The organism is Leptolyngbya sp. CALU 1928, from assembly GCF_056784215.1.
Map to the genome: position 1 here is coordinate 14,987 of NZ_JBXBCE010000020.1, position 24,389 is coordinate 39,375.

23 protein-coding genes and 1 other RNA gene are annotated in these 24,389 nt (G+C 48.4%); 15 read left to right on the forward strand and 9 right to left on the reverse strand.

Going from position 1 to position 24,389, the window contains the following annotated elements:
* Positions 1-82: 82 nt before the first annotated feature.
* Complete coding sequence (locus AC1S5B_RS27110) at positions 83-1,312, forward strand: acetate kinase (RefSeq protein ID WP_482038769.1); 1,230 nt, start codon at positions 83-85, stop codon at positions 1,310-1,312.
* A 6-nt stretch (positions 1,313-1,318) separates the two neighbouring features.
* Here the strand turns inward: AC1S5B_RS27110 and AC1S5B_RS27115 are convergent, their stop codons facing one another.
* Entirely contained in the window at positions 1,319-1,498 is a 180-nt protein-coding gene (locus tag AC1S5B_RS27115; protein WP_482038770.1) for a hypothetical protein, read from the reverse strand.
* Between the two features lie 162 nt (positions 1,499-1,660).
* Between AC1S5B_RS27115 and AC1S5B_RS27120 the strand changes: the two genes are divergently transcribed.
* Positions 1,661-2,575 (forward strand): hypothetical protein, encoded by a 915-nt coding sequence (locus tag AC1S5B_RS27120; RefSeq protein ID WP_482038771.1) that lies wholly within the window; start codon positions 1,661-1,663, stop codon positions 2,573-2,575.
* A gap of 12 nt (positions 2,576-2,587) precedes the next feature.
* Here AC1S5B_RS27120 and AC1S5B_RS27125 read toward each other — a convergent pair whose 3' ends face one another.
* On the reverse strand, positions 2,588-2,968 hold the full coding sequence (locus AC1S5B_RS27125) for a VOC family protein (protein ID WP_482038772.1): 381 nt from the start codon (positions 2,966-2,968) through the stop codon (positions 2,588-2,590).
* A gap of 81 nt (positions 2,969-3,049) precedes the next feature.
* Between AC1S5B_RS27125 and AC1S5B_RS27130 the strand changes: the two genes are divergently transcribed.
* A complete protein-coding gene (locus AC1S5B_RS27130; protein ID WP_482038773.1) occupies positions 3,050-4,234 on the forward strand; it encodes a pyridoxal phosphate-dependent aminotransferase in 1,185 nt (394 codons plus the stop codon).
* Here the strand turns inward: AC1S5B_RS27130 and AC1S5B_RS27135 are convergent.
* A complete protein-coding gene (locus AC1S5B_RS27135; RefSeq protein WP_482039013.1) occupies positions 4,185-4,523 on the reverse strand; it encodes a DUF2283 domain-containing protein in 339 nt (112 codons plus the stop codon). The genes AC1S5B_RS27130 and AC1S5B_RS27135 overlap by 50 nt on opposite strands.
* A 48-nt stretch (positions 4,524-4,571) precedes the next feature.
* Here AC1S5B_RS27135 and AC1S5B_RS27140 point away from each other — a divergent pair, with 48 nt between their 5' ends.
* From AC1S5B_RS27140 to AC1S5B_RS27170, 7 genes are all read left to right on the forward strand, one after another.
* Positions 4,572-6,182, forward strand: coding sequence for an NAD(P)/FAD-dependent oxidoreductase (locus AC1S5B_RS27140; protein ID WP_482039014.1), 1,611 nt, complete (start codon positions 4,572-4,574; stop codon positions 6,180-6,182).
* Positions 6,183-6,305: 123 nt separating this feature from the next.
* Positions 6,306-6,694: a transfer-messenger RNA gene (ssrA, locus tag AC1S5B_RS27145) on the forward strand.
* Between the two features lie 60 nt (positions 6,695-6,754).
* A complete protein-coding gene (locus tag AC1S5B_RS27150) occupies positions 6,755-7,111 on the forward strand; it encodes a VOC family protein (RefSeq protein WP_482038774.1) in 357 nt (118 codons plus the stop codon).
* A 22-nt stretch (positions 7,112-7,133) separates the two neighbouring features.
* Positions 7,134-7,760, forward strand: a complete 627-nt coding sequence (locus AC1S5B_RS27155) for a DUF1176 domain-containing protein (RefSeq protein ID WP_482038775.1) — start codon at positions 7,134-7,136, stop codon at positions 7,758-7,760.
* 348 nt (positions 7,761-8,108) lie between these two features.
* Entirely contained in the window at positions 8,109-9,365 is a 1,257-nt protein-coding gene (locus AC1S5B_RS27160) for a cation:proton antiporter (protein WP_482038776.1), read from the forward strand.
* A 266-nt stretch (positions 9,366-9,631) separates the two neighbouring features.
* Positions 9,632-10,321, forward strand: coding sequence for a hypothetical protein (locus tag AC1S5B_RS27165; RefSeq protein WP_482038777.1), 690 nt, complete (start codon positions 9,632-9,634; stop codon positions 10,319-10,321).
* A 133-nt stretch (positions 10,322-10,454) separates the two neighbouring features.
* Positions 10,455-11,456 carry an NAD-dependent epimerase gene (locus tag AC1S5B_RS27170; protein WP_482038778.1) on the forward strand — a complete coding sequence of 334 codons (1,002 nt, stop codon included), beginning with the start codon at positions 10,455-10,457 and terminating at the stop codon, positions 11,454-11,456.
* 12 nt (positions 11,457-11,468) lie between these two features.
* On the opposite strand, the gene AC1S5B_RS27175 is transcribed toward AC1S5B_RS27170, so the two are convergent.
* The 3 genes from AC1S5B_RS27175 to AC1S5B_RS27185 form a co-directional block, all read right to left on the reverse strand.
* Positions 11,469-12,824, reverse strand: coding sequence for an NAD(P)/FAD-dependent oxidoreductase (locus AC1S5B_RS27175; RefSeq protein ID WP_482038779.1), 1,356 nt, complete (start codon positions 12,822-12,824; stop codon positions 11,469-11,471).
* A gap of 112 nt (positions 12,825-12,936) precedes the next feature.
* Positions 12,937-13,506 carry a 2'-5' RNA ligase family protein gene (locus tag AC1S5B_RS27180; RefSeq protein ID WP_482038780.1) on the reverse strand — a complete coding sequence of 190 codons (570 nt, stop codon included), beginning with the start codon at positions 13,504-13,506 and terminating at the stop codon, positions 12,937-12,939.
* A 27-nt stretch (positions 13,507-13,533) separates the two neighbouring features.
* Positions 13,534-16,023: an IMS domain-containing protein gene (locus AC1S5B_RS27185; protein WP_482038781.1), complete on the reverse strand. Its 2,490-nt coding sequence runs from the start codon at positions 16,021-16,023 to the stop codon at positions 13,534-13,536.
* Positions 16,024-16,225: 202 nt separating this feature from the next.
* Here AC1S5B_RS27185 and pdhA point away from each other — a divergent pair, with 202 nt between their 5' ends.
* The 4 genes from pdhA (at position 16,226) to AC1S5B_RS27205 (ending at position 21,012) form a co-directional block, all read left to right on the forward strand.
* Positions 16,226-17,257, forward strand: a complete 1,032-nt coding sequence (gene pdhA, locus AC1S5B_RS27190; protein ID WP_482038782.1) for a pyruvate dehydrogenase (acetyl-transferring) E1 component subunit alpha — start codon at positions 16,226-16,228, stop codon at positions 17,255-17,257.
* Between the two features lie 521 nt (positions 17,258-17,778).
* Positions 17,779-18,243, forward strand: a complete 465-nt coding sequence (locus AC1S5B_RS27195) for an RNA recognition motif domain-containing protein (RefSeq protein WP_482038783.1) — start codon at positions 17,779-17,781, stop codon at positions 18,241-18,243.
* A 135-nt stretch (positions 18,244-18,378) separates the two neighbouring features.
* On the forward strand, positions 18,379-20,058 hold the full coding sequence (locus AC1S5B_RS27200; protein WP_482038784.1) for a CocE/NonD family hydrolase: 1,680 nt from the start codon (positions 18,379-18,381) through the stop codon (positions 20,056-20,058).
* Positions 20,059-20,172: 114 nt separating this feature from the next.
* Entirely contained in the window at positions 20,173-21,012 is an 840-nt protein-coding gene (locus AC1S5B_RS27205) for a Cof-type HAD-IIB family hydrolase (RefSeq protein WP_482038785.1), read from the forward strand.
* 30 nt (positions 21,013-21,042) lie between these two features.
* On the opposite strand, the gene AC1S5B_RS27210 is transcribed toward AC1S5B_RS27205, so the two are convergent.
* Positions 21,043-21,951, reverse strand: a complete 909-nt coding sequence (locus AC1S5B_RS27210) for a phosphodiester glycosidase family protein (RefSeq protein WP_482038786.1) — start codon at positions 21,949-21,951, stop codon at positions 21,043-21,045.
* A gap of 102 nt (positions 21,952-22,053) precedes the next feature.
* Between AC1S5B_RS27210 and AC1S5B_RS27215 the strand changes: the two genes are divergently transcribed.
* Entirely contained in the window at positions 22,054-22,896 is an 843-nt protein-coding gene (locus AC1S5B_RS27215) for a pentapeptide repeat-containing protein (protein WP_482038787.1), read from the forward strand.
* A gap of 84 nt (positions 22,897-22,980) precedes the next feature.
* On the opposite strand, the gene AC1S5B_RS27220 is transcribed toward AC1S5B_RS27215, so the two are convergent.
* Positions 22,981-23,223 carry a hypothetical protein gene (locus AC1S5B_RS27220; RefSeq protein WP_482038788.1) on the reverse strand — a complete coding sequence of 81 codons (243 nt, stop codon included), beginning with the start codon at positions 23,221-23,223 and terminating at the stop codon, positions 22,981-22,983.
* A 3-nt stretch (positions 23,224-23,226) separates the two neighbouring features.
* Complete coding sequence (locus AC1S5B_RS27225) at positions 23,227-24,291, reverse strand: IS4 family transposase (protein WP_482038789.1); 1,065 nt, start codon at positions 24,289-24,291, stop codon at positions 23,227-23,229.
* Between the last annotated feature and the right edge of the window lie 98 nt (positions 24,292-24,389).

A 24,389-nucleotide genomic window follows, 5' to 3' on the forward strand; every position in this document is an offset into this window, starting at 1 on the left:
GTGTTGAAAAGTTGTGCGTAGGCTTTGGAGGGTGTTGAAAAGTTGTGCGTAGGCTTTGGAGGGTGTTGAAAAGTTGTGCGTTATGAAGATATTGGTGCTAAATGCTGGTTCTAGCAGCCAGAAAAGTTGCCTCTATGAGTTTTCGGGTGAGGTGTTAGATCAGCCACCAGAGCCACTCTGGGAAGGGGAGATCGACTGGACGGTGGAGCCGGGGAAAGCAGCGATTAAGGTGAAAGCGCATGGCAAGGTTTTAAACGACATCGTGCCTTTTACCTCTAAAGCGGAGGCAATCACCCAGCTATTGCAAACCTTGTGGCAGGGTGAAACTCAGGTCATTGAGGCATCTAGCGAAATCAATGTAGTGGGGCATCGAGTTGTGCATGGTGGGGCAGACTATCGCGAGAGTGTGCGAATCACGCAAACGGTGAAAACAGCGATCGCCCGTCTTGCCAACTTTGCACCGATTCACAATCCCGTCAATCTAGAAGGAATTGAAATTATCGAGCAGATTTTGGGAACTGAACTGCCGCAGGTTGCCGTATTTGACACTGCTTTTCATGCTCATTTGCCGCCTGATGTGTATGTGTATCCGGGACCCTATGACTGGCTTGAAGCCGGGATTCGTCGCTATGGGTTTCACGGCACCAGTCATAAATATTGTTCCGAACGAGCGGCTCAACTTCTAGGGCACGATTTGCTCGATCTAAGGCTAATTACCTGTCATCTGGGCAATGGTTGCTCTCTAGCCGCCATTCGAGATGGCTACAGCGTAGATACAACGATGGGTTTTACGCCGCTGGACGGCTTGATGATGGGCAGTCGCTCTGGTTCGCTTGACCCTGGCATTTTGATTTATCTGATGCGGAACCAAGGCTATACTGCTGATGAATTGGATACTATGCTCAACCAAGAGTCGGGGCTGAAAGGCATTTCTGGAGTCGGTGCAGATATGCGCCAGATCTTGATTGAGATTGAAAAAGGCAACGATCGCGCTCAGTTAGCATTTGATATGTACATCCATCATCTCAAGGCGGCGATCGGGTCGATGGTAGCAAACTTGGATCGACTAGATGCGATCGTGTTTACGGCAGGCGTGGGCGAGAATGTGCCATTAGTGCGAGAGCTTGCCTGTCAGACGTTTGATTTTCTGGGCGTAAAGATTGATGTTGAAAAAAATAACAGCCATCCCGTAGATATTGATATCGCTACATCAGACTCAAAAGTAAAGGTGCTGGTGATTCATACTCAAGAAAATTGGGCGATCGCCCAAGACTGTTGGGGGCTTATGAGGGAAGGCTCAGACGAAGCTTAAGTAAAATTAAGCTTGAGTCAAAAAGCGTACTGCATCATTGAAGCGATGAATTAAAGAATTTGCAGGAATTTTAATCAAATCGATCGCGTGGTATCGCGACGAAATATCAATCCCAGCAGCAGCTTTCAAAAGGTACAACACATAAATAGACAGCGCGATCGCGCAAACTTGTTGAAAACGATTCATAGCGATGAGGTTGAAATAGCACTGGCTAAGGCTTCATTGGAATCAAAGCGAATTCCCTAAATCTGGCATTTGCCTAAAGTGAGACTCCATGATGGTAAAAAGATAGTATGGTAAGCGCCTTTTGGGGCATAGAAATCATTATGAGTGGGGAGCGATCGCAGAATGCTAGTGTGGTTTATGCATGGGGCTTCAGTCCGGCGATCGGGCTATGCCGATCCACTCCGCGATCGCTTGATTGCAGATTTTTCCGATCGCGGATTGACTTCACCTGAGTTTTATTCCAGCTATTGGGGCGAAGAATTAGGTAGCCCGAATGAAATTTGGGATTATGTCCAGCAAGACCTAGAAAACTTCAAATGGGATAATCCTCAAGTTGATGTCGATGATGTTTTTCACTACCGTCAACGTCGAGAACAACTGATTACTGGTTTCTTTCAAGATATTTTTAAATATCTTAGTAGTCAACAAGGGCGCGAAATCCGCCGCACAGTGGCAATGCAGTTCCTCAACTTTTTGACTGATAATCCCTACGATGAAGACCTGCATATAATAGCCCATTCCCTCAGCAGCGTCATTTTGTGGGATTTGTTGTTTTCAGACTATGGATCTTCCGATCCGGCTTACTACTTTCGCAGCGTGATTAAAGATTTAGTCGATTCGCCCAATAAGCGCAAAGTGAAGCTCCGCAGTATCACCACATTGGGCTGTCCGTTGTTGATCTTCAAGCAAATGATGAATGTGGATGACCAACGGCTGAAAACATTTGCCAGCACCTATTCCGGCACGGCTCTACGATGGATCAATGTGATCCATGCATCGGACATTTTTGCCTATCCTCTGCGCTCTAGCCTGAATTTGGATGATAGTGAGTTATTCTTTCGCGATCGCTATCTAGGAGAACGTAATTTTCTCAAAAAAAGCATTGGCGATGTGGCAATGGCACTAGGACTCATCTCCGACCATACTAGCTATTGGCGCAGTGGGCGGGTCAGCAAAGTAGTCATGGCAAACCTAATTGGCGACTATGAGGTGCTTTCAGGCAATAGCCCCATCTTAGAATTTGGTGAATTTGATTAATAAGTAGTTTGACTAATCAGTAGATTGATCAATCGCTTGATGCAGAATCAATCGATTGCCATCAGGATCATAGCCATAAATTTCTCTGCCATGAGACGCGGTAAGAATTTTACCGGGGGGAGGGTACCCCAATTCTGTGAGGTGGGCGATCGCGGCTTCTAGATTAACGACTTCTAAGCAAAGGCTAATGGCAGCATCAGGTGTCGAATCTAACTTATCGCTAACCTTGGGTTGGTAGATACCTAGTTTTAGTCCTAGTAGATGAAATTCTGCGTAGACAGTGGGACGGTAAACGGTCGGTTCTTGGGCAAAAAGTGCTTGGTAAAAGTGAACCAGGCGATCGAAGTTAGGGGCGGCGATCGCAACGAAGGCAGAAGTGTAATTTAAAGGCATCGTCTGGGTTTGCTGACAAAATATTAAAAACCATGCTTTAGTCCAAGATAGCTGAGGTATTCTGATTAAATCTAAGCAGCGATGGTAACCGGGATGCAAATGAGACTGGCAGCACGAGTTGAGCAGGTGAACCCTTCCCTCACCTTGGTGATTGACTCGAAGGCGAAAGCCATGCAAGCGGAGGGTGCTGATATCTGTAATTTCAGCGTGGGAGAGCCAGATTTCCCCACGCCAGCCCACATTCGCCAAGCCGCAACAGATGCTCTAGAAGCGGGCAAAACTCGCTATGGAGCCGTGGCAGGTGAGATGAAACTGCGGCAGGCGATCGCTCAAAAGCTGCAAAAAGATAATGGGCTGTGCTACGGCGCTGAAAATATCATTGTGACCAACGGCGGCAAGCATTCCCTCTATAACCTGATGATGGCGACGATTCAGCCAGGGGATGAAGTGATTATCCCTGCCCCCTACTGGCTCAGCTATCCCGAAATGGTGACTTTGGCAGGTGGCACCCCGGTGATTGTGCAAACCGATGAAACCACGGGCTTTAAAATAACCCCAGAGCAGCTACAGCAAGCAATTACACCGAACACACGCCTGTTTGTGTTGAACTCGCCTTCCAATCCTACGGGCATGGTTTACTCACCAGATGAAGTTCGCGCCTTGGCAAAAGTAGTCCTAGACAATGATCTGTATGTCGTTTCCGATGAGATTTACGAAAAACTACTTTACGATGGAGCCGAACACCTCAGCATTGGAGCGGTTAGCCCAGAGGCGTTTGAACGCACGATTATCAGCAGCGGATTTGCCAAGGCCTATGCCATGACGGGGTGGCGGATTGGATTTTTGGCGGCTCCCGTTGAACTGATTCGGGCGTGTAGTTTGGTTCAAGGACACAGCACTTCCAATGTCTGTACGTTTGCCCAGTATGGGGCGATCGCAGCCCTCGAAGGTTCGCAAGATTTCATCCAAGATATGCTGAAAGCGTTTTCACAACGTCGGAAACTAATGCTGGGCTACCTCAACGACATGCCCGGTATCACCTGTGCGGAACCGAACGGCGCATTCTACCTGTTGCCCAACATCAAACGCACGGGCATGAAGTCGATCGAATTTTGTGAAGCGTTGCTGGAAGAACAACAAGCCGTTTTGGTTCCGGGCATCGCCTTTGGCAGCGATGGCTATGTTCGCATTTCCTACGCCACCGACACGGACACCATCAAAAAAGGCATGGAGCGCCTAGATAAGTTTGTCCGGTCTCGGCTTTAGGTGCCATAAGTATCCGGTCTACCGCGAGAATAAAAAGCGACAGTTTTTGAGATGATGCAGCTAAAAGAGGGACTCCTAGTGCTTGTAGGTTAATCATCTCTATACTGTGAGAATAGCTGCCTAGGGTAATCGCAACCACTTTGCCATCACCGTCATAGTCCAGAATCAAATCATCAGTGATGGGGTCTGTGACCACGACTGTTTTTGTGGCTAGCTCGATCGCCAAACTAGCTGGTTCAGAAAAATACTGGATTTCTATTGGTTTCTTTACCGCGATGCTCTCCCTGATATCTAACTATCTAACTTCCCCACAGAGTAGGGACTTTAATTGCTGACTATGTTGCGACTCACCGAAGTAAAACTGCCGCTTGATCATCCTGAAGAGGCGATCGCCGCTGCTATCCTCAAAAAACTACAAATCCCTTCAGCAGCGCTCGTTGGCTATTCGATTTTCAAACGTAGCTTTGATGCGCGCAAGAAAGAAGAGATGACGCTGGTTTACATTTTGGATGTGGAAACGGCTGAGGAAAAGCGTCTGCTTCAGCAGTTCAAAAAAGATCCGACTGTCAGGGTTACGCCAGACATGAGATATCGGTTTGAGGCAAAAGCGCCGGATACTTTGGCGACGCGACCGATCGTGATTGGGACCGGTCCTTGTGGCATGTTTGCGGGTCTGATGCTGGCGCAAATGGGGTTTCGTCCAATTCTTTTGGAGCGGGGAAAAGCAGTCCGCGATCGCACGATTGATACGTTCAATTTTTGGAAGAAAAAGAGCGGACTCAACCCAGAATCCAACGCTCAGTTTGGTGAGGGTGGAGCGGGCACCTTCTCAGATGGCAAACTCTACAGTCAGGTCAAAGACCCACAACACTACGGGCGCAAGGTGCTGACAGAACTGGTGAATGCCGGAGCTTCACCGGAAATTCTCTATATCAACAAGCCCCATATTGGCACCTTTAAATTAGTCGGAATTGTCCAAAATCTACGTGCCCAAATTGAAGCACTCGGTGGCGAAATTCGATTTCAAAGTCGAGTTGACGATATCGACATCGAGGATGGGCAGGTGCGTGGAGTGGTGCTTGCGAGTGGCGAATATCTTCGCAGCGATCATGTCGTACTTGCGGTGGGTCACAGTGCCCGCGATACGTTTCAAATGCTGTTCGATCGCGGCGTTTATATTGAAGCAAAACCTTTTTCAATCGGCTTTCGAGTCGAGCATCCGCAACTCTTAATCGATCGCGCTCGGTTTGGCGATCGCGCGGGTCATAAGCTCTTGGGTGCGGCAGATTATAAACTGGTTCACCATTGCCAAAACCAGCGATCAGTCTATAGCTTTTGTATGTGTCCGGGGGGATTAGTCGTCGCGGCAGCCTCGGAACCAGGACGGCTGGTCACCAATGGCATGAGCCAATATTCTCGCAACGAGCGCAACGCCAACAGCGCGATTGTGGTGGGCATCACGCCTGCCGATTATCCCGGTGATGCCCTAGCTGGGATTGCCTTTCAGCGACGGTTGGAAGAGCAAGCTTTTAAGCTGGGCGGCGGCACCTATGACGCGCCGGGGCAACTGGTGGGTGACTTTCTCGCCGATCGCCCCTCCGAGGCATTCGGTACGGTCAAGCCATCCTACACCCCAGGCGTACAGTTAGGGGATTTGAGCCAGAGCCTACCTGACTATGCGATCGCCGCGATCCGGGAAGCGCTACCTGCCTTTGATAAACAGATTCAAGGATTTGCTATGTCCGATGCGGTGTTGACTGGAGTTGAAACCCGCACCTCTTCGCCCATTCGGATCACGCGCAAAGCCGACGGGCAAAGTTTGAATACGGCGGGTCTATATCCAGCAGGCGAAGGAGCCGGGTACGCGGGGGGCATCCTGTCCGCTGGGATTGACGGGATTAAGGTGGCAGAAGCGATCGCCCTCAAAATCAGCCAATCAGGACTGTGAATCATGAGATGACCTGATGTGCAACCAAAATTAGCGAAAAATTTAGATGTGGTTGCCCTGCACTCTTGGCAATAAATATCACAGCTTTTGGATTCATAGGGCTATAATGAGAAAACACTACGCGGGGCTGTAACGGTTTCGACGTGTTGGCGAACGTTACATTGTGATGCAGGTCGAGAGCGAGCTACCTCTCGGAAATCAATGGCTCAAAAAACAGTACATGCGAACAACATCGTACCCTTTGCTCGTAAGCAAGCACTAGTTGTTGCCTAACAACCCCTAGCGGTTCGAGCGTCCGTCATTTGACTCCGTTAAGGATGATGGACCAACCCCCCAACGGATGCTCCAGTTTACCGTCTCTGGTTGGTAACTGGCTAAGACTTTACCAGAGAATCCTATCGTCCGGGATAAAGGACGATTCCCGCGTTGAGGATTAGAAACGCTAAACCTGTGAATGAGTGATGTATTAATACCCAGGGCGGACACGGGTTCGACTCCCGTCAGCTCCATTAACAAACAGAATAATACGGTAAATTGGGGGCGTATCATGGTATGTCCCTAATTTTTTATATATGAACATTACTCGCTGTCTGCACACGGCTATTTTGGTTGCTGATCTAGAAAAAGCAAAGAATTTTTATGGAACGGTGCTGGGGTTGGAACAGTGCGATCGCGCCCTCAAGTTTCCTGGTGCCTGGTATGAGGTGGATGGATACCAAATTCATCTCATGTTAGGCATTCCGGCACCGCTAAACAATCGGGAAAAGTGGGGACGAAATCGACATATTGCTTTTGCAGTGGCAGACTTAGAATTGGCGAAGGCACACTTGCAATCGCATGGTTGCCCGATTCAATTGAGTGCTTCTGGACGAGCCGCCATTTTTTCACAAGATCCCGATGGAAACGTGATTGAGTTGAGTCAACTATAAAAGCATTACCTCTCGCAACTTTATGAACGTGAAGCAACTGATTCAATCCTCATTCCTCCTTGGTGCGATCGCCTTGATGAGCGGCAATACCTTTGCCAAAGAAATGCCTATCTCGCCCACCATCAAACCAGCGATCCAGCTAACAGCAGCACCAAATCCAGCAATGTCTACAGCGGAGAAAGCAGTGCTGAATAACCTACTGAAATCTAAAAAAGTGGGATTTTGCAAAGACTCTTTAGATCTAGAAGCCGCAAAGCGCGCATCTGAGGTCTATAAACTGGCGAACCAGCAATATTTCGTGGTGCTTCAATGCTTTCTAGCCGCATATCAAGGCAACTATGAGTTTTTGATGGTGAATCAGCAGCCTAGGGCAAAAAAAGCAGTGACAAAACTAACGGTGACTGAATTTAGGGAAAATCAAGCCGGTAAAATTCAAAAAGTTGAAAGTCCATCGATTGGAGGCTTACCAAGCTACGATCCGAAACAGCGCCTATTGACCATTAGTTCTAAGTATCGAGGATTGGGAGACTGTGGCTCTCAGGCAAAATATAAAGTGCAGAGTACGGGGCTGAAACTTCTGGAATTCAAAGCCAAGTTCGCCTGTGATGGAAAACTAGAGCCTTTTCAAACACTGTATCCAGCGCAGTAAAAACGATGCCAGCGGCACTGCCATTGGGTAATGATCAACGCCAAAGCGATCGCGGCGATCGGAAAAATCCCACGCTCAAATTAAGGCGGCACAATTGACTAGAAACGGCGATCGATCATCCCGCCGTTACGCCAATCGTGGCAATCCTTTAAGAGTTGATGGATGCAAAATGATCTATCCAATGATTCATCACGCTGAGTCTTGAGATCTGCACTTGTCAGGTCTAAATCTATCCTTTTTTCATTTCCTAAATCCCTCTTTAGGATTATTTTCCTGTATTCAAATTTGCTTGCTCATCAATGATAATCAGGATGTCAATCTAAGTTTAGGAATACAAATTTAGGACTAATGGATGTTTATATTCTTGACCTGCTTGTAATTGGTATATTACTTTTATTTGTTACTTTAGGCTCTGGCTTAATCTCTCGTTTACCCCTTTCTTATGCACTAATTTATTTATTGGTCGGAATATTTTTGAGTCCCTACGGCTTAAACTTAGTTCAGTTACGTCCCGAAGCAGAATTTTTAGAGCGGCTGACTGAATTTGTAGTTCTGATCTCGTTGTTTAGCTGCGGCTTAAAGATGAATCGCCCCCTCAAATCTTGGGCGTGGAACTCGACGATTCGACTAATTGGTTTATTAATGCCGATGACAATTTTTGCAGTTGCCGCGATCGCCCATTTCTGTTTAAGGTTCGATTGGGGTTCCGCGATTTTGTTAGGTGCGATTCTTGCGCCAACCGATCCGGTTTTGGCATCCGAAGTGCAAATTTCTGATCCAGAGGACAAGGATGAATTGCGCTTTGGTTTAACGTCCGAAGGGGGGTTGAATGATGCCCTAGCGTTTCCGTTCGTTTATTTTGGGTTGCACTGGTTGAAGGATGACACCTGGCAAAACTGGGTTACTCAATGGGTGGCAGTGGACGTGATTTGGGCGATCGCGGCAGGTTTTGCTATGGGAATCATCGTCGCCAGAGCGGTAGTATGGCTCGATAAAAAGGCTCAGCAGTTAATTGAGGTTGATAGCCTAATGGAGGACTTTGTGGCGCTGAGTATGATTCTGATTACTTACTCACTCACAGAATTAGTCAACGGCTATGGTTTTTTGGCAGTGTTTGTAGCGGGGGTGGTTGCCCAAAAAACCTATCGCGACCCAGAAAAAAAGTTTTCTCAGCTTGAGTTTACCGAAACTCTGGAAAAACTATCGGAAGTTGGCACAATCCTCCTATTGGGGTCTTTGTTGAGAATTGAACCCATTTTGCGATTTTTACCCCAAGGTCTTCTAGTGGCAGGCACCTTAATCTTCTTCATTCGTCCTTTAGGAGCTTGGATTAGCACCATGGGTGAAAACCATACTCCACTCCGGCGTTTATTATTTGGCTGGTTTGGCATTCGCGGCGTGGGTTCCCTTTACTATCTTGCCTATGCTTTGGGATCGGGTTTGAAGGGCGAGATGGGTGAGCAAATCGCCTGGATTACCTTTATCACCGTCATCGTTTCAGTGATTCTGCATGGAGTTACTTCTACGCCTTTGATGAATCGCTATGAGCGCCACCTTGAACGGATCAAAAACCGCGCGATCGCTGCAAGAAGTGAGGCTGTCTAGAGGCTTGTGGGCGTAATATATTAAGCAACAAACGATAATGCATCTGCGATCGCTGCTCCATACTGATTCTAGTGCTGCATTCGCCAACCCTCGATTGATCGAAGCTTGCAGATCGTTAGGTTGAACAGTTTCGACTTTGAACCGTTTTGCTCGTTGCTTTTGGCTAAATTGCGGTTATTCTTATCTCACGCCTTGAACTAAATTTATCCGTTTTGGATTCTTCCGTCTTAATTTGTTGTAGATATGTCGTTAACGCTGTAAAAGGTATGAAATTACTCCAGATCTGCCCATTTAATTTGTCCGAAATCTCTCATCTATGGGCAACTCGTTTACCTAAAACCTTAGCCAGTATGGTAATCCTTTCGGGGTTGGCGGCGATCGCGGCTCCTATCTCCCCGGCGATCGCGGCTCGTAAGGATTCCCAAACAGATTACCGTAACTGCGTCGCCTCTTTGATTAACCTCAAGATCTCTCCAGAGCTAGCGGTTTCGGCTTGCTCACGGGCACAGTATCCCCAGAATTTGTCTACCTGCGTGCTGGATATTAGCAGAGTCAGCGGCTATGAGCCGACCGACGCGTTGAATGCCTGTCGCCAGGTTCGCCGCCCCGAAGATATGGCATTTTGTGTCAACGATATCAGCCGAGCTTTAAAGGATTCGGTCGCAGGTGACGTGTTAGATAGCTGCCGTCGTAGTCTGCAACCAGTGCAATATGCCAATTGTGTTGTCGGCATCAGTCGAGGCACATCGGGTTTATCGTCTCCGGTAGCGCTGAGTTCCTGCATTGATACGCAAGCCTTTCCGCGAGAGGTCGATCCAACCTTCATTCCCTATGTGGAATCACCGCTGCAAGTTCCCCAGGATTTGTCACCCCAGCAGATCACCACGCCTCCTTTCTCGCAGCCTGTCCCGCAAGCCCCCCCATCCCAACCTGCGCCCGTTCGAGGACTGTTTTAGGAATCCAGTGAAGCGTTCCTGAATCGATTAAATTTTTGAGAATTTAGCAGCCAGGGGACTTTCACTCAATACCTTCTGGCTTTTAATCTTGTGGCATTTTGAGAAGATCCCAACGCTTAAGTAGAATGGCTGGATGAAAGTTTTAGTGACGGGGACGGCGGGTTTTATTGGATTTCATCTGGCGCAGCGACTCTTGCAGGATGGGATGCAGGTGTATGGTGTTGATAATTTGAATGACTACTATGCGGTCAGTTTAAAGCGCGATCGCCTTGCTCAATTGCAGCCTCAATCAGGTTTCACGTTTCAAGCGCTAGATTTAAGCGATCGCGACGGGGTTGCTAATTTATTTCAGCAGCAGCCTTTCGATTGTGTCGTAAATCTGGCGGCACAGGCGGGAATTCGCTATTCTTTGCAAAACCCTTGGGCTTATGTAGACAGCAATGTTTCGGGTTTTGTGAACGTGCTAGAAGGGTGTCGGCAACAATCGATTAAGCACCTGGTTTTTGCTTCATCCAGTTCGGTGTATGGTGCCAATACAAAAGTGCCGTTTGCAGAAAGCGATCGCACGGATCACCCGGTTTCTTTGTATGCCGCTACCAAGAAAGCGGATGAACTCATTGCCCATACTTATAGCCATTTGTATGGATTGCCCATGACGGGACTACGTTTTTTTACGGTTTATGGTCCTTGGGGCAGACCTGACATGGCATATTTTAAGTTTACTCGTGCCATTCTTGCCGGAGAGGCGATCGATGTCTATAACTTTGGCAAGATGCAGCGCGATTTTACTTACATTGACGACATTATTGAAGGCGTGGTGCGGGTGATGCTGTGCCCACCTGAGGGGGTAGATTCTCGGTTGAATTTGGCAGAACAGCCCGATAGTCAAGCGCCTTATCGGGTTTATAACATTGGCAACAATCAACCGATTGAATTAATGACGCTGATTCAAACACTGGAACGGGCGATCGGTCAACCAGCCACTCTCAATCTGTTGCCGATGCAGCCAGGGGAAGTATTAACCACCTATGCGGATGTCGAGGCTTTATCGAAGGATTTTGGATTTGCACCTAACACCGCGATCGCAGATGGAATCGCCCGTTTTGTCGATTGGTATCAGGGCTACTACTGCTAAGCGATCTACCGCTTACACTTCAACCGGGGATTTTCGTTCTGAGTGAGATCGCCCGTCGCCGTTGCTGGTTTCCACGCGACCAAGGGTGCTTTCACCCGTAATCAACCGAGCGCCACGATTGCGGGTGAAATAGCTCCAGCCCCACTGAACCATCACCACTAGCTTGTTATCAAATTCAATCAGGTAGTAAATATGGGCAAAGCTCCAAACGAACCAGGCAAGAAAGCCCGATAGTTTGACAAACCCTAAATCCGCGACGGCGGCATTTTGCCCAATCACTGCCAAGTTTCCGACTTCTTCATACCGGAAAGGCGCTAACGTATTGCCCCGCAGTTGTTCGGTGATCAGTTTGGCAAGATATTTTCCTTCTTGAACGGCAACTGGCGCAATTCCCGGTAGTGGCTTTTCGCCTTGGTGGGGAAAGTTTGCCAGATCGCCAATTACAAAAATATTGGAATGTCCAGCGATGCTGAGATCGGGTTCCACCATGACTCGCCCGACGCGATCAAGGCTCACTCCCGTGCAGTCTGCCAGGATTTTTCCCATGCCGGAAGCTTTGACCCCGGCTGCCCACAAAATAGTGCGAGTGGGAATTTGCTCTATGTGATCATTCTGTTTGGCAGTAACGATGTTGTCTTCAATGTTGGTCACTAGGGTTTTGGTGCAAACGGTGACCCCTAGCTTCGTGAGGGCGATCGCGGCTTTTTCGGAGAGATCGAGCGGGTAGGGCGGCAACAGGCGATCCATACCTTCTAGCAAAATTACTTTAGCGGCGGAGGTGTCGATGCTGCGAAAGTCTTTTTTCAAGGTGTTAAAGGCAAGTTCCGCGATCGCGCCTGCTAGTTCTACTCCAGTGGGTCCACCGCCCACAACCACAAAGGTCAGCCATGCTTGCCGCTTCACTGGATCGGGTTCTTTTTCTGCCGTCTCAAAGGCAATAAAAATCCGACGACGGATTTCCAGCGCATCCTCAATCGTTTTCAATCCAGGCGCGGTGGTTTTCCAATGGTCATTGCCAAAGTAATGGTGACTGACTCCCGTTGCTACAATCAGCGAATCGTAAGCAATTTCTTGTTCTTGCATTTTGACGATCTGCTGCTGGGGATCGATGTCTGTCACTTCGTCCATCAAAACGCTCGTGTTTTTGCAGGCACTCAAAATGCCGCGCAAAGGCGAGGAGATGTCGGCAGGAGACAAGCTACCTGTAGCAACTTGATAGAGCAGCGGTTGAAATAGGTGAAAATTACGGCGATCGATGAGGGTGACCTGAACGGGCGATCGCCGTAAAGATTTGGCTGCATAGAGTCCTCCAAAGCCTCCTCCCACAATCACAACTCGATGCAGTGAGGGTTCAGCAACTTGTGTCATCGGTGCAATATCCTTCTTTGAACAAGTGGCTAAAGTTTTTTTGGCGAATGACTAAACAAAACTTTGTAATTTTTAATAGTACCTGATTCTTTTTCTGGCTAAGTAGCATTAGCTACGGGGAGTCAACTTTTTCAGAAAATGGAAACGTTTTATGGAGGTGCCATTGCTGCCCATCGTGGAGCAACAAGCTGAGGGACGATGCTAGAAATTTAAGCTGGAGCGATCGCTCTTGAAAGAGTTGCCATGCCGCGTCGAAATTGGGCTGGGTCAAATCTCGGAATGCAACAGTCATGTGGGGCGCAAAAGTTCGCTGTTTTGAAGTTGCATTTACAATTCCTAAATTAGTTTCTAGTTGAGTCATCAAACTAGCTTGCAGATTGAGCAAAGCCGCCGTTTTGACGACGTTAATGTAAATCACTTTGGGTGGAAACGCCGCGAATCCGTCTAGCTCAACCTCAAAAGCCATTTGCTGTAGGGCAAATTCGGCTAGCGGCTGCTCCAAATTAGGTAGTTCTGGCAGCATCCAGGTAAAGGGAGGCTGTAGGGTAATATGCGGCGGCGAGTTTTGGGCAGCTTGACTGGCATACTCTTCAGCGAACTGTTGCTGGATGGCGTTGGCGATCGCTTGAATGTCTGGCGGTGGCACCAGTGCAATAAAAAAGCGTTGTAGCTTAGGCTCCATGCGTAATTCTTTCAGCTAAAGCAGGATCTAAAGCATTTGCCAATCTAGAATACGCCATTTGCCATCTTTCCGGACTAAGTTGTACTGAACTCGTAAATTATCGGTTTGGGGAGCGCCATCAATCTTGCCATTCCGATAAATTTCCGTTGTTTCCTTCACATCAGCCACGACTTTGGCTTCGTTTGCAGTAGCAGAACTAGACGGTGCTGATAGACTGGTCGAGGTTGGATCTGGTGATGAACTGGTATTCCCGGCGATCGCGGGGACTGCCGGACTAGAAGACTCATTTGAAGTAGAAACACTGGCTTGAGGACTGGGGACACTGCTATCGGTAGCGGAAGTTGGCAACAGTTCTACACTTTGAACGGTGACATCGTGTTGATACACTCGATACTCATTGTTGCGCTTTAGCTCTTCTGCATCCGTGCGCCAAGCAGTCAGGCTTGGATCTGCCAAAATGGTCTCCAGTTGGTCGATTTCATGGGTAGCCCCCATCGCCTTAGATTTAGCTGTGAGCCAAGAGGACAATATTGCCTGAGCAGACCCTTTATCCAAAGTACTGGCGGTGAGGGACGCGCTATCTCCTAGATCAATCAACGGTTTATCTAACTGCACCAATAGCTTTTCATCTTGTTGCTGAGCACCCTGATTTGAATTATTTTGCCAGCCTCTCGCTAGCCAAGAAAGGAAAAAGCCCAAGGCTATCACGCCTAAAAGCGCCAAACCGGGCAGTAGCCATCGAGCAAATTGGGGAGAAAGGCTAACGCGATCGCGGCGATGATTTTGATTTAGACTACTGCTGTCTGCTGAGTTTGGACGATTCGTGAAACGATCCCTCTGGGAATCGCTGCGACGACGATCCTGTTCAAGGGGGCGCGTAGGCAGCAATTGTTCTGGCTCAGTCGAGGCTTCACTATCGCGCTCTGCCATTGGCATCGTGGAGCCATTGGTCATAGTAGAGCCTAGTGTTGCAGTCACTGAACGGGAGGCGATTCGAGCTTTTGCGGCAGCAATCAGCGATTCGTGATCATTTTGTCGTTCCCAGTCAGCATAAGAGTCAGAGTGGGCAGTAGGTGCATGCGGAGCCACCCCTGATTGTGCGCCATTCATGCCAGCATAAACGGCTCCAGCCCCAGCAGCAATCCCAGTAGTGACGGCTACCCGATCAGGCGCAACCAGCCCCAGCTTTGAAGTTGCTACAGGGGAGGAGAACACTGGCTGGTTTGTCATGCTGGCATCCTCAGGTAAGTCTTCTAGGTAGCCTTGGACATGAGGATCAGCAAAGTATTCTTTGAGTACGGCTTGGCACTGGGCTAAATCTCGGAAATGGGGAAAGACTTCATCTTGAAACCATCGCTCCGTATACAGACAAAGCCCAGGTAAAAGATCTGGGGATTCTTGAGAATGCTGACGGATAAAGGCGATCGAGTCTTGTTCTTGGCTGAGTTCTAATGCCTGACTTGCATCCTCGGTTTGACCCAACAACAGAGAACAGACTGCCTTTTCCAGGTTCACATCTTGGCGATCGCTCAGTCGAGTCAAATATTGCTTTGCCCGTTGGACTAACTCTGGGTAATGATCGGCAAATCCTCTTGCGAGGAGCGAATACACTGCTAAATAGGTTGCCACTGCCGAAGGACGATTTGCCTCCCGCTCGAATAAATGCTGTTGTTCTTCTGCCGTCAGATAGGCACGAATTTGCTGAATGAAGCGTAGAAAATCGTCAATATTTAGCCCAGATTGATCATCGTTTGTTCCATCAATCCCGCCGCGATCTTGCAGCATTGCCTGTAAAAGCCCAATCCCTTTACTGCGAGCCTCCACCATCTCTTCAGACGCTGCAAGTAGCTCCAAAATGCGATAAGGGCGCAACCGATATAAATCAGATTGAATTTCTCCGCGCACATTGGCAAACAGCCCTTCTCGCAGCAAAAGCTGTTGTCCTGTCTCGAGGGCTTCACTGGCGTTTTCATACTGGGTCTGCTGCCATTGCTCTCGTCCTAGTTCTAGACACGCCAGCGCGACCGTCAGCACCACATCTGAGAAAACAATGGCAGGCTCTCCATATTGCCCCTCTTTTAGGCTGGCGGTTCCTCCCGTTAGGAAGGGTCGCCCTAACTTGAGGACTAGCTCATACTCTCCTAGTTCCTGCAAAATTAACAGTGCGCCAATAAATTGAGGTTGCTCAATTTCGATGCTAGGCGCATGAGGATCAAGTTCTGTACTGTCGGTCGTCCCTACATAGGCGGAAGGAGCATGGGCTGAGAGGAGATCCGTCTCCGTGGAGAATTCGTAGGTTTTGGCAAGAAAGCTGGTATCGTATCGCTGTCGATGGTCTGTATCGGACAATACAGCATAGGCTTGATCAATCAATTGCTTCCGAGCGGTAATGGCGGCATCGGAATATTCTCGTCGGGGCAACTGCAACGTGCGATCGCGATGAGCTTGGCGCAACTGGTCGTTGGTCGCCTGAATGGGCAAGCCCAAGATTCGGTAATAGTCAAGCGGAATACGCACAGAAGACTTCCCCAACGGTAAGAAGCAAGTTAAGCTATGGTAGCGTCTTACGGCATCCTGTCAAGATACCAAAGAGACGGATAGTTCATTGATCGGTTCACTCACCAGAGTGGAAGCCTACACCTAGAATAAGCAAAATATTCCGGTCAGCAACATAGATTCTAGTAAGTTTTTTAAAGAAAGTCTGAGGTCACTAACGCCCATGGTTCAGGAAAGAACGGTTCCCAGCTTGCCATCTGCGATCGCCACCATTACGAAAGCAGAAGGAATGGTACTTTATGAAGACATGATTTTAGGGCGTTTCTTTGAAGATAAATGCGCTGAAATGTATTATCGCGGCAAAATGTTTGGATTTGTCCACTTATACAATGGGCAAGAAGCCATAGCCAGCGGCGTGATTAAAGCGATGCGTCCTGGTGAAGACTATGTTTGCAGTACCTATCGCGATCATGTTCATGCATTGAGTGCCGGGGTGCCCGCACGAAATGTCATGGCTGAACTATTCGGCAAAGCTACCGGGTGCAGTAAGGGGCGGGGCGGTTCTATGCATCTTTTTTCTGCCGAACATCGCTTTCTAGGCGGGTTTGCTTTCATTGGCGAAGGAATTCCTGTTGCCACTGGAGCCGCTTTCCAATCGAAGTATCGGCGAGAAGTCATGGGAGATGAAACTGCTGATCAAGTGACTGCTGCTTTTTTTGGGGATGGCACAACTAACAACGGTCAGTTTTTTGAATGCCTGAATATGGCGGCATTGTGGAAGTTGCCCATTCTATTTGTGGTGGAAAATAATAAGTGGGCGATCGGTATGGCGCATGACCGATCAACGGCTCAGCCAGAGATCTACAAAAAGGCAAGTGTGTTTGGCTTGCCGGGAGTAGAGGTGGATGGCATGGATGTTATGGCAGTCCATACAGTAGCTCAAGAGGCAGTGGCAAGGGCACGCGCTGGCGAAGGTCCTACTTTAATTGAATGCCTGACCTATCGCTTCCGAGGGCATTCCTTGGCTGATCCTGACGAACTGCGCTCTAAAGCTGAGAAAGATCTCTGGTTTGCACGAGATCCAATCAAGAAGTTTTCAACTTATTTAATTGAACAAAATTTGGCAACTCAAGATGAGCTAAAGGCGATCGAAAAGAAAATTCAAGCAGAAGTGGAACAATCCGTTGAATTTGCTTTAGAAAGTCCAGACCCTGATCCTGCTGACCTTTATCAATATATTTTTGCCGAAGACTAGAAATACCGCACTGAGCTTTTTATCTAAATTTATCCATCATCAAGCAGTCTGTTGCATTTTTGTTACAGTAATGGGTGTGATTTGTAATCTCAGGTTTCTAGTACGTTAATTTTCAGCTTGATTAGCGATGCACCTTGAGCAAGACAGCGAGTGACAGTGAATCAATAGACACAAATTCTGTTTCATTATGGCAAGGGCAGACGTACCGTGATACCTTAATGGGTGGCATAAGTACTCAATCAGAGCGACACATTAGAGCAACTCCTCGATTTGTTCAGCGGTTCATACTTTAAGTCTTGCGTAACAGCTATGCTATTGCACCCTTAACTAGGGAATTCAAAGAGTTTGTGAATTATCATGGTTTTGCTTTAATAGGCTGTTTTTTAAAGTGTTGATTTAATGCAAGAAGTATTAATGCAAAAAACTGTTTCGTCAAATTTTGGGTGTGCATATCACCGCATGAATTGCTTCGTTAATAGAAAAAGTTTGTTTAGTTAATATCCAGTCTGGAGGTATCTTCAATGTCCGTTCGTCTATACATAGGTAACTTGTCAGAAGAGCTAACTCGTCAAGAGCTTGAAGCAGTTTTTGAGGAAATGGCTGATTCAATTTCTACAAAGCTGATTACCGATCGCAAAACCAATAAGTGTCGCGGATTTGGTTTTGTGACTGTTAAAACAGATGAGGAAGCCGATGCGTTCATTGATAAATTCAACGGACATGTGTTGAACGACAATCCCATAAAGATTGAGAAAGCGCTCCCTCGAACGAAGGAGAAAGAAGACGATCTGCAACCTGTGGCTAATGCGGCTGTTCCGGCTCCTAGTGGAGTCCGTAAAGCTGCAAGTAAGGGCGCTAACGCAAAAGCCCGTAAGACTGGGGGAACTGCTACTCCTGATTTAGAAAGTGTTCAGCCTGATCCTCGCTGGGCGCAGGATCTAGAGAAGTTAAAGCAACTTTTGGCTGCTCAAGCCACTAACTCATAAGTGCGATCGCACTTAATCTCTGTTGGTGGCCTAGTTTGCGCTGGTAATCCTAGCCATTTTGAGAGTGATATTGGCATTTTCGACTCGATGATTATCGTAATATTCGGGTAAGATTATGCCAATTTTTTTATCTGAATGAGTTTCCCTATCGTCCAAGAAACAGTTTCTATGTGGACGCGCGATCGCGTGCGGCTAGATGCAGATGTCTATCGTCCTACTATGGACGGCGAGTTTCCAGTATTGCTGATGCGACAACCTTACGGACGGGCGATCGCGTCTACTGTGGTTTACGCTCATCCCACTTGGTACGCGGCTCAAGGCTACATCGTAGTCATTCAAGATGTGCGGGGTCGCGGCACCTCAGAAGGGGAGTTCAAACTGTTCGCTCATGAAATTGAGGATGGATACGACAGCGTACAATGGGCGGCGAATATCCCTGGCAGCAATGGCGCAGTGGGAATGTATGGCTTTTCCTATCAGGGCATGACACAGCTATATGCCGCTGCAGCTAAGCCGATCGCACTCAAAACTTTGTGTCCTGCAATGCTTGCCCATGACGTATATCGCGACTGGGCGTATGAGAACGGTGCCTTTTGTTTGCAGGCAAATCTAAGTTGGGCACTGCAACTCGCGGCTGAAACGGCTCGACTGAAGGGGGATGAAGCTGCCTTTTGTGCTTTGGCGGCGAAAGCTAAGAGTTTGACTTTTGATGAAACCGTGCCAACGAGATCGCGGGTTTTGAGCGAACTTGACCCGCGATCGTTTTATCATGAATGGCTTGCCCATCCTGAGCCGGGTGCTTATTGGGAAACCCTTTCACCCAAAACCTACTTGCAAGCTGTAGATTTACCGATGCTGCATATTGGCGGCTGGTTTGATACCTTTTTACGGGGCACTTTGAGTCTTTATCAAGACATGGCAACCCGTAGTCAGTCTCGTCAACAGCTAGTTGTGGGGGCTTGGGCGCATTTACCTTGGGGTCGGCGAGTTGGCGCGATCGAGTATGGGATCGAAGCGAATAACCCTTGCGATCGCCTCCAAATCCGCTGGTTTGATCACTTTCTCAAAGGTAAAGATACGGGGTTGCTCACCGAAGCGCCGATTCAGCTATTTGAGATGGGCACGAACCAATGGCGATCCTTCGACTCGTGGAATTCCGCTCAACCCACCGCTTTTCATCTTTCCAGCACCGGACTCGCGGGGATGGACGATCAAGACGGCAAATTAATTCAAAATCCAAAAGCGCCAAGCGCCGCTGACGTGAATAAAAATCAAAACTCCTTCGATGTTTTGGTTCATGACCCTTGGCGACCTGTTCCTGCCGCTGGAGGTCACGCCGCTTTTCCGGCTGGATCGTTCGAGCGATCGGCATTGGATTGTCGCAGTGATATCTTGACTTACACTTCTGCACCGTTGCTAGAAGACTGCCATTTAGCTGGCGAGGTAATTCTCAAGATCTACTGTTTTGCCGATGCCGAGAGTTTTGATCTGAGCGCCGTGGTATCAACGGTGCATCCTAACGGCGCAGTTTACAATTTTGCTCAGGGCTATATCCAAGTTCAGTCTGCACAAAAAACTGACCCTCTGACTTTGGCGCTCCAGCCAACTTGCATTTGCATTCAGAAAGGTGATGCGATTCGGCTTAGCCTAAGTGCTGCTTGCTTTCCGGCTTACCCGGTGAATGCTGGAACGGGTACCTCGGCGGGAGAAACACGATTGATCGATCAGAAAGTTATTACACTGACGGTAATGTGTGATGGGAATGTAGCCCTCGCTGAGAATGGCTTATCTCACCTTTTGCTGCCGATTATTTAAGCTGCGATCGCGATCGCGTGGTTCCATACAGAATCGACTTTACAAAATCGCGTTTAATATCAAATTGGAATGACTTTTGTTCTTTGTTCAACTACTACGCCTAGCGACTATCCTATGCAAACCCCTACTTCTTCCAAGGCAACCATACAACTGTTGGTGCTTGATATTGATGGCACGATCGCTGGGGCTTCCAACGAAATTCGTGAACCCATCAAGCAAGCAGTTCGGGCTGCCCAGGCAAACGGGGTACAGGTGGCGATCGCGACTGGGCGCATGTATTGCTCGGCTCTGCGGTTTCACCAGGCGATCGGTGCCACACTGCCACTGATGGCTTATCAAGGTGCCTTGATCAAAGATCCGACCACAGAAAAAATCCATCGTCATTGGACAATGCCAACCCATTTAGTTGCGGCGTTGCTGGACTATTACGAGCAGCCAGCCCTGCGCGATCAGCTTTCTGTCCATCTTTATATTGATGATCAGCTTTATGTCCGGGAACTTACGCCTGACAGTAAAGATTATGGCTATCGCACCAGTGTGATTCCGATTCCTGTGGGGGATTTGCGATCGCTGCTTGACCAAGAGCCAACCAAAGTACTCGCGTTAGGAGAAGATCCCATATTGATGGATCGGATATTGGCAGAGTTGCGCGATCTCCATCCGGTTGATGAATTGTATTTGACAAAATCGGTGCCGATTTTTGTCGAGGCTACCAATCCTCTGGTCAACAAAGGAACCGCCGTTCAGTACTTGGCAGAAGACTTTTTAGGGATTCAGCCGGAAAATGTCATGGTGATTGGAGACAATTTTAATGACTTAGAAATGATTCAGTATGCAGGGATTGGGGTTGCGATGGGCAATGCGCCGGAAGCTGTGCGAGCCGCTGCGGATTGGGTAACCTTGGGGGTTGAAGCGAATGGTGCGGCGGTGGCGATCGCAGAGTTTTTGCTGTAAAGGTTTAGCAATCTTATGGAACTTGCGGATTTAATCCAAAGGCGATCGCGCTGGACGAGCATAGAATCCTAAATGATTGGCAACCGGGCGCGATCGCATCGGAATTTTGGTGTGAATGGGTGAATTCAGCACCGTTGCTCCGGCTGGAGTGTCAGCCACAAGCGTCGTCGAACCTCCTCCATCCAAGTTAACGGCGGCATCTGCTCCCAGCCGGATTGCAATCTCTGCTAATTCTGCTAGCGTGACCCCTTCGCTATACAGCCACTGCTTATCATCCACAATAATCAGCCAAAGTTTTTTTCCTTGCTGGTCAATTGCTACGGCTGTTCGAGAATAGATGCCATTGCTGTCGGCTGTTCCCGGCTCTAGTCGCAATCGCTTTCCATGGGCGACGACCACGGCACTTCCGGCAACTGCCTGCATCGTACCCTTAGGGCACTTTCCATTGGCGACAATTTGAGCCTGATTTGCCGTCAGGCATAATGCCGCCCAGCTTGATTCACCGGGAGAATATTGGCTCCCGTTTGAGATAGCTAGCCCCACGGCATTGACGCGATCGCCGCTGTGAGGAAAATAGTTCCAGGGGGTTTCTTCCTCAAAGGGGTAGAAAAAATTGGCATTTACCGCAACTTGTAGTTTAAATTCCTGTAAAAACTCTGAAGCAGTCCGAGCATTGAGTTCGCGATTGTCTGAACCAGGCGTTCCCGGTGTAACTAGGGCTTTGATTCCCGGTGTGGTTAGATCAATGGCGATGATGTGAAGCATGATGGGGCGTGGTAACAGTTGAAACTCACGGCGATAGTGAATTCCTTGAAACAACGTTTTTTCCATGTTCGTTTGGGGTGGACGTTGAGCCACCATCCAGCCAAACCCGGCAATCGGCAAAGATAAAATGCTGATACCCAACAGAGTAAAAATAACTTTTTTGGGAAAATTCATGGACGGAGAAGTTTGTGATATCGTTTTGAGCTTTGAGTTCTAAAACACAGGGGCATTGCCGTTCTCAGAAAGCCAACTGTCGCATTTTAATTTCAAATTGATATGAGTTTTAAGCCTATGCATTCGCGATCGCTTCTGTATGCTAATCAAGATTTGAGAAATCGGTCTTTCCGAGGACAAGCGTTAAATGGAGCCGATTTTAGCAGAGCGGATTTGCGTGGCTGTGATTTTAGCGGAGCAGAGTTAATCGGCGCAAACTTTGAACGGGCGAAAATGGGACAAACCACTAAACAGCAAGTGATTTGGATAGGAGTAACGATCGCCACTTTTCTACTGGCTGGTCATGCAATTAGCGGGTTAGTGTTTGGGGCACTAGGGCAATCTCCTGGCGATCGCGCTTGGGGATATGTGCTTGTCCTCTGTATCAGTTTATGCGTTGCAGGGGTTAGCTCAGGACTACGAACCATTTTGCCGCCTCGTTCAAAAGTCAATCGTGCGGCGTTTATAGTATCGACCGTCATGGCGGCAGCAATAAACGGATTCTATTATGTGGGCAGCGTCATAGGAAAAAATCCCCAGTGGGCGATCGCCGGGGCAGTGGTGAGCGGTATTCTCGCTGGGCTGATGTTGGCTCGGTGGCATGGTGTAAGCGGAACCATTATGGCAACGATGGCTGGAGCCGTCATGGGATACGCAGCCGCATTTTTGACGGGCACTATGGCGATCGGGTTTCTTAGCACTCAACATTTTGCAGGAGGAGCGTTATTCAGTTGCATTACCCTTGTCTGGCTCTGGCTGACGCTTCAATCCTTAAAGCTAGTCTGGCTCCAGATTCGGCAGGCTCCCGGCACCCTGTTTCATCATGCCAATTTGACTCATGCTCGATTTGATGAGGCTTCTCTAAATCATGCCGACTTCTCCAACGCACAGGGATGGAAGCTCTAGGGCGATCGCAACCAATCTTCTAGAATTACCGTATCTCAATCTTGACGATGCTTGTTGAGATAGTCCATGAAGTTGTTTACCCGTTTATGCTCCCAGTCCTTCAACTGCTCCTTCGATTTGATTGAGCCAACTGGCGTGTTTAGGAGTGTAGTGGAATTCGAGTTTGGTGCAGGTGTCGGTCACTTGCATAGGTCGCCATCGGGCTAGCGGTTCAAAGTAACCAAACAGATTGACCACTCTATTACGCTTGTATTCATAGTCGGAGCGTTCGGGATGTCCGGGTTTAAAGGTTTTCAACTCATCGACTTCAGGATCGCTCAAGTTCACAATCTAAGTACAGGACAAAAGTTGTAGGGATTGCACAAAGTCGGACTCATTAGACGGGGATGGATTGAGTGCCAAGTGGCGCAAATAATCGAACCCTAAGCGAAACAAACTCTTGGCGCGACGACCGTGTTTTTTGATCTCAATGGGCTGCCATTGATGCAACCATAACCCGGTTCGCATCGCCCAACATAAGGCTAAAGTCAACAAGGCAAACAACTTACTGACCCGCTCATCATCGGTGAGGTGCGTCGATTCCAGACAGAACCCGCGGGTTTTGAAAATACCAAACAGCGTTTCAATCCCCCAGCGCAAGGCATAGTCTTTGACCAAATCTTGCGCCTTGACGGGCGCAATCACCACGAGTAACTCCCCATCATCAAGTCGCAAGGCTTCAACGGCAACCGGGTAACCCCAGACTCGGCAGGTGCCTGTGAGTTGTTGGGATTGACCGGGTTGCAGATGGGCAAAGACGACTCGCGCCGCCAGCACCCTGCCATCGTGTTCAATCTGGTCACTGCTGCGAATGCGTAAGCGAAAGGCTAAGGATGGTTCGAGCAGGAGATAGCTCACCCAGGCTTGCCCAATGAATTCTCGATCCGCACACAAGTAGTTCACTCTAGCGGTGGGGAACCGTTGGGCAAACCTCTCCATTAACCCCATCCGCTCGTCACTGTTGGAATTTCCCTGCTTGTCCAACAGCCACCACAATATCGGAAAGGCAACTCCTTCATGCACTATGCCCAACGTCAAAATGTTGTACCAGTGAGTACCAAATTTCCAGGTCGTGCGATCCAGGCTCAACACCCAGTCCCCCGGAATCTGCATCCAACTCACCACCAGGTTGGCAAGTTGGGGGTAATCGAGGTCAAACGCTCGAAAAAAGCGCTGCAATCGCTTGTAGTTCGATTGGGGTAATGCCCTGCCACCAAAGCCTAAACACAGGTCGCTCAAATTCACGGTTTTGACTTTGAGCAAGGCTAACAAGAACAATGCCAGAAATGAAATCCTCGCTCCATGCCAGTTCAATTGTGTTCGGAGGACTCGCTTTAATTCGCTATATTGGCTCATAGGGTTTCTCATGAGTGTGGTAATTCTGATGAAACCCTACCCTGTTCATCTTTTCAAGCTTTTTGTCCCGTACTGAGAGTCTGATAACACTTTATTTA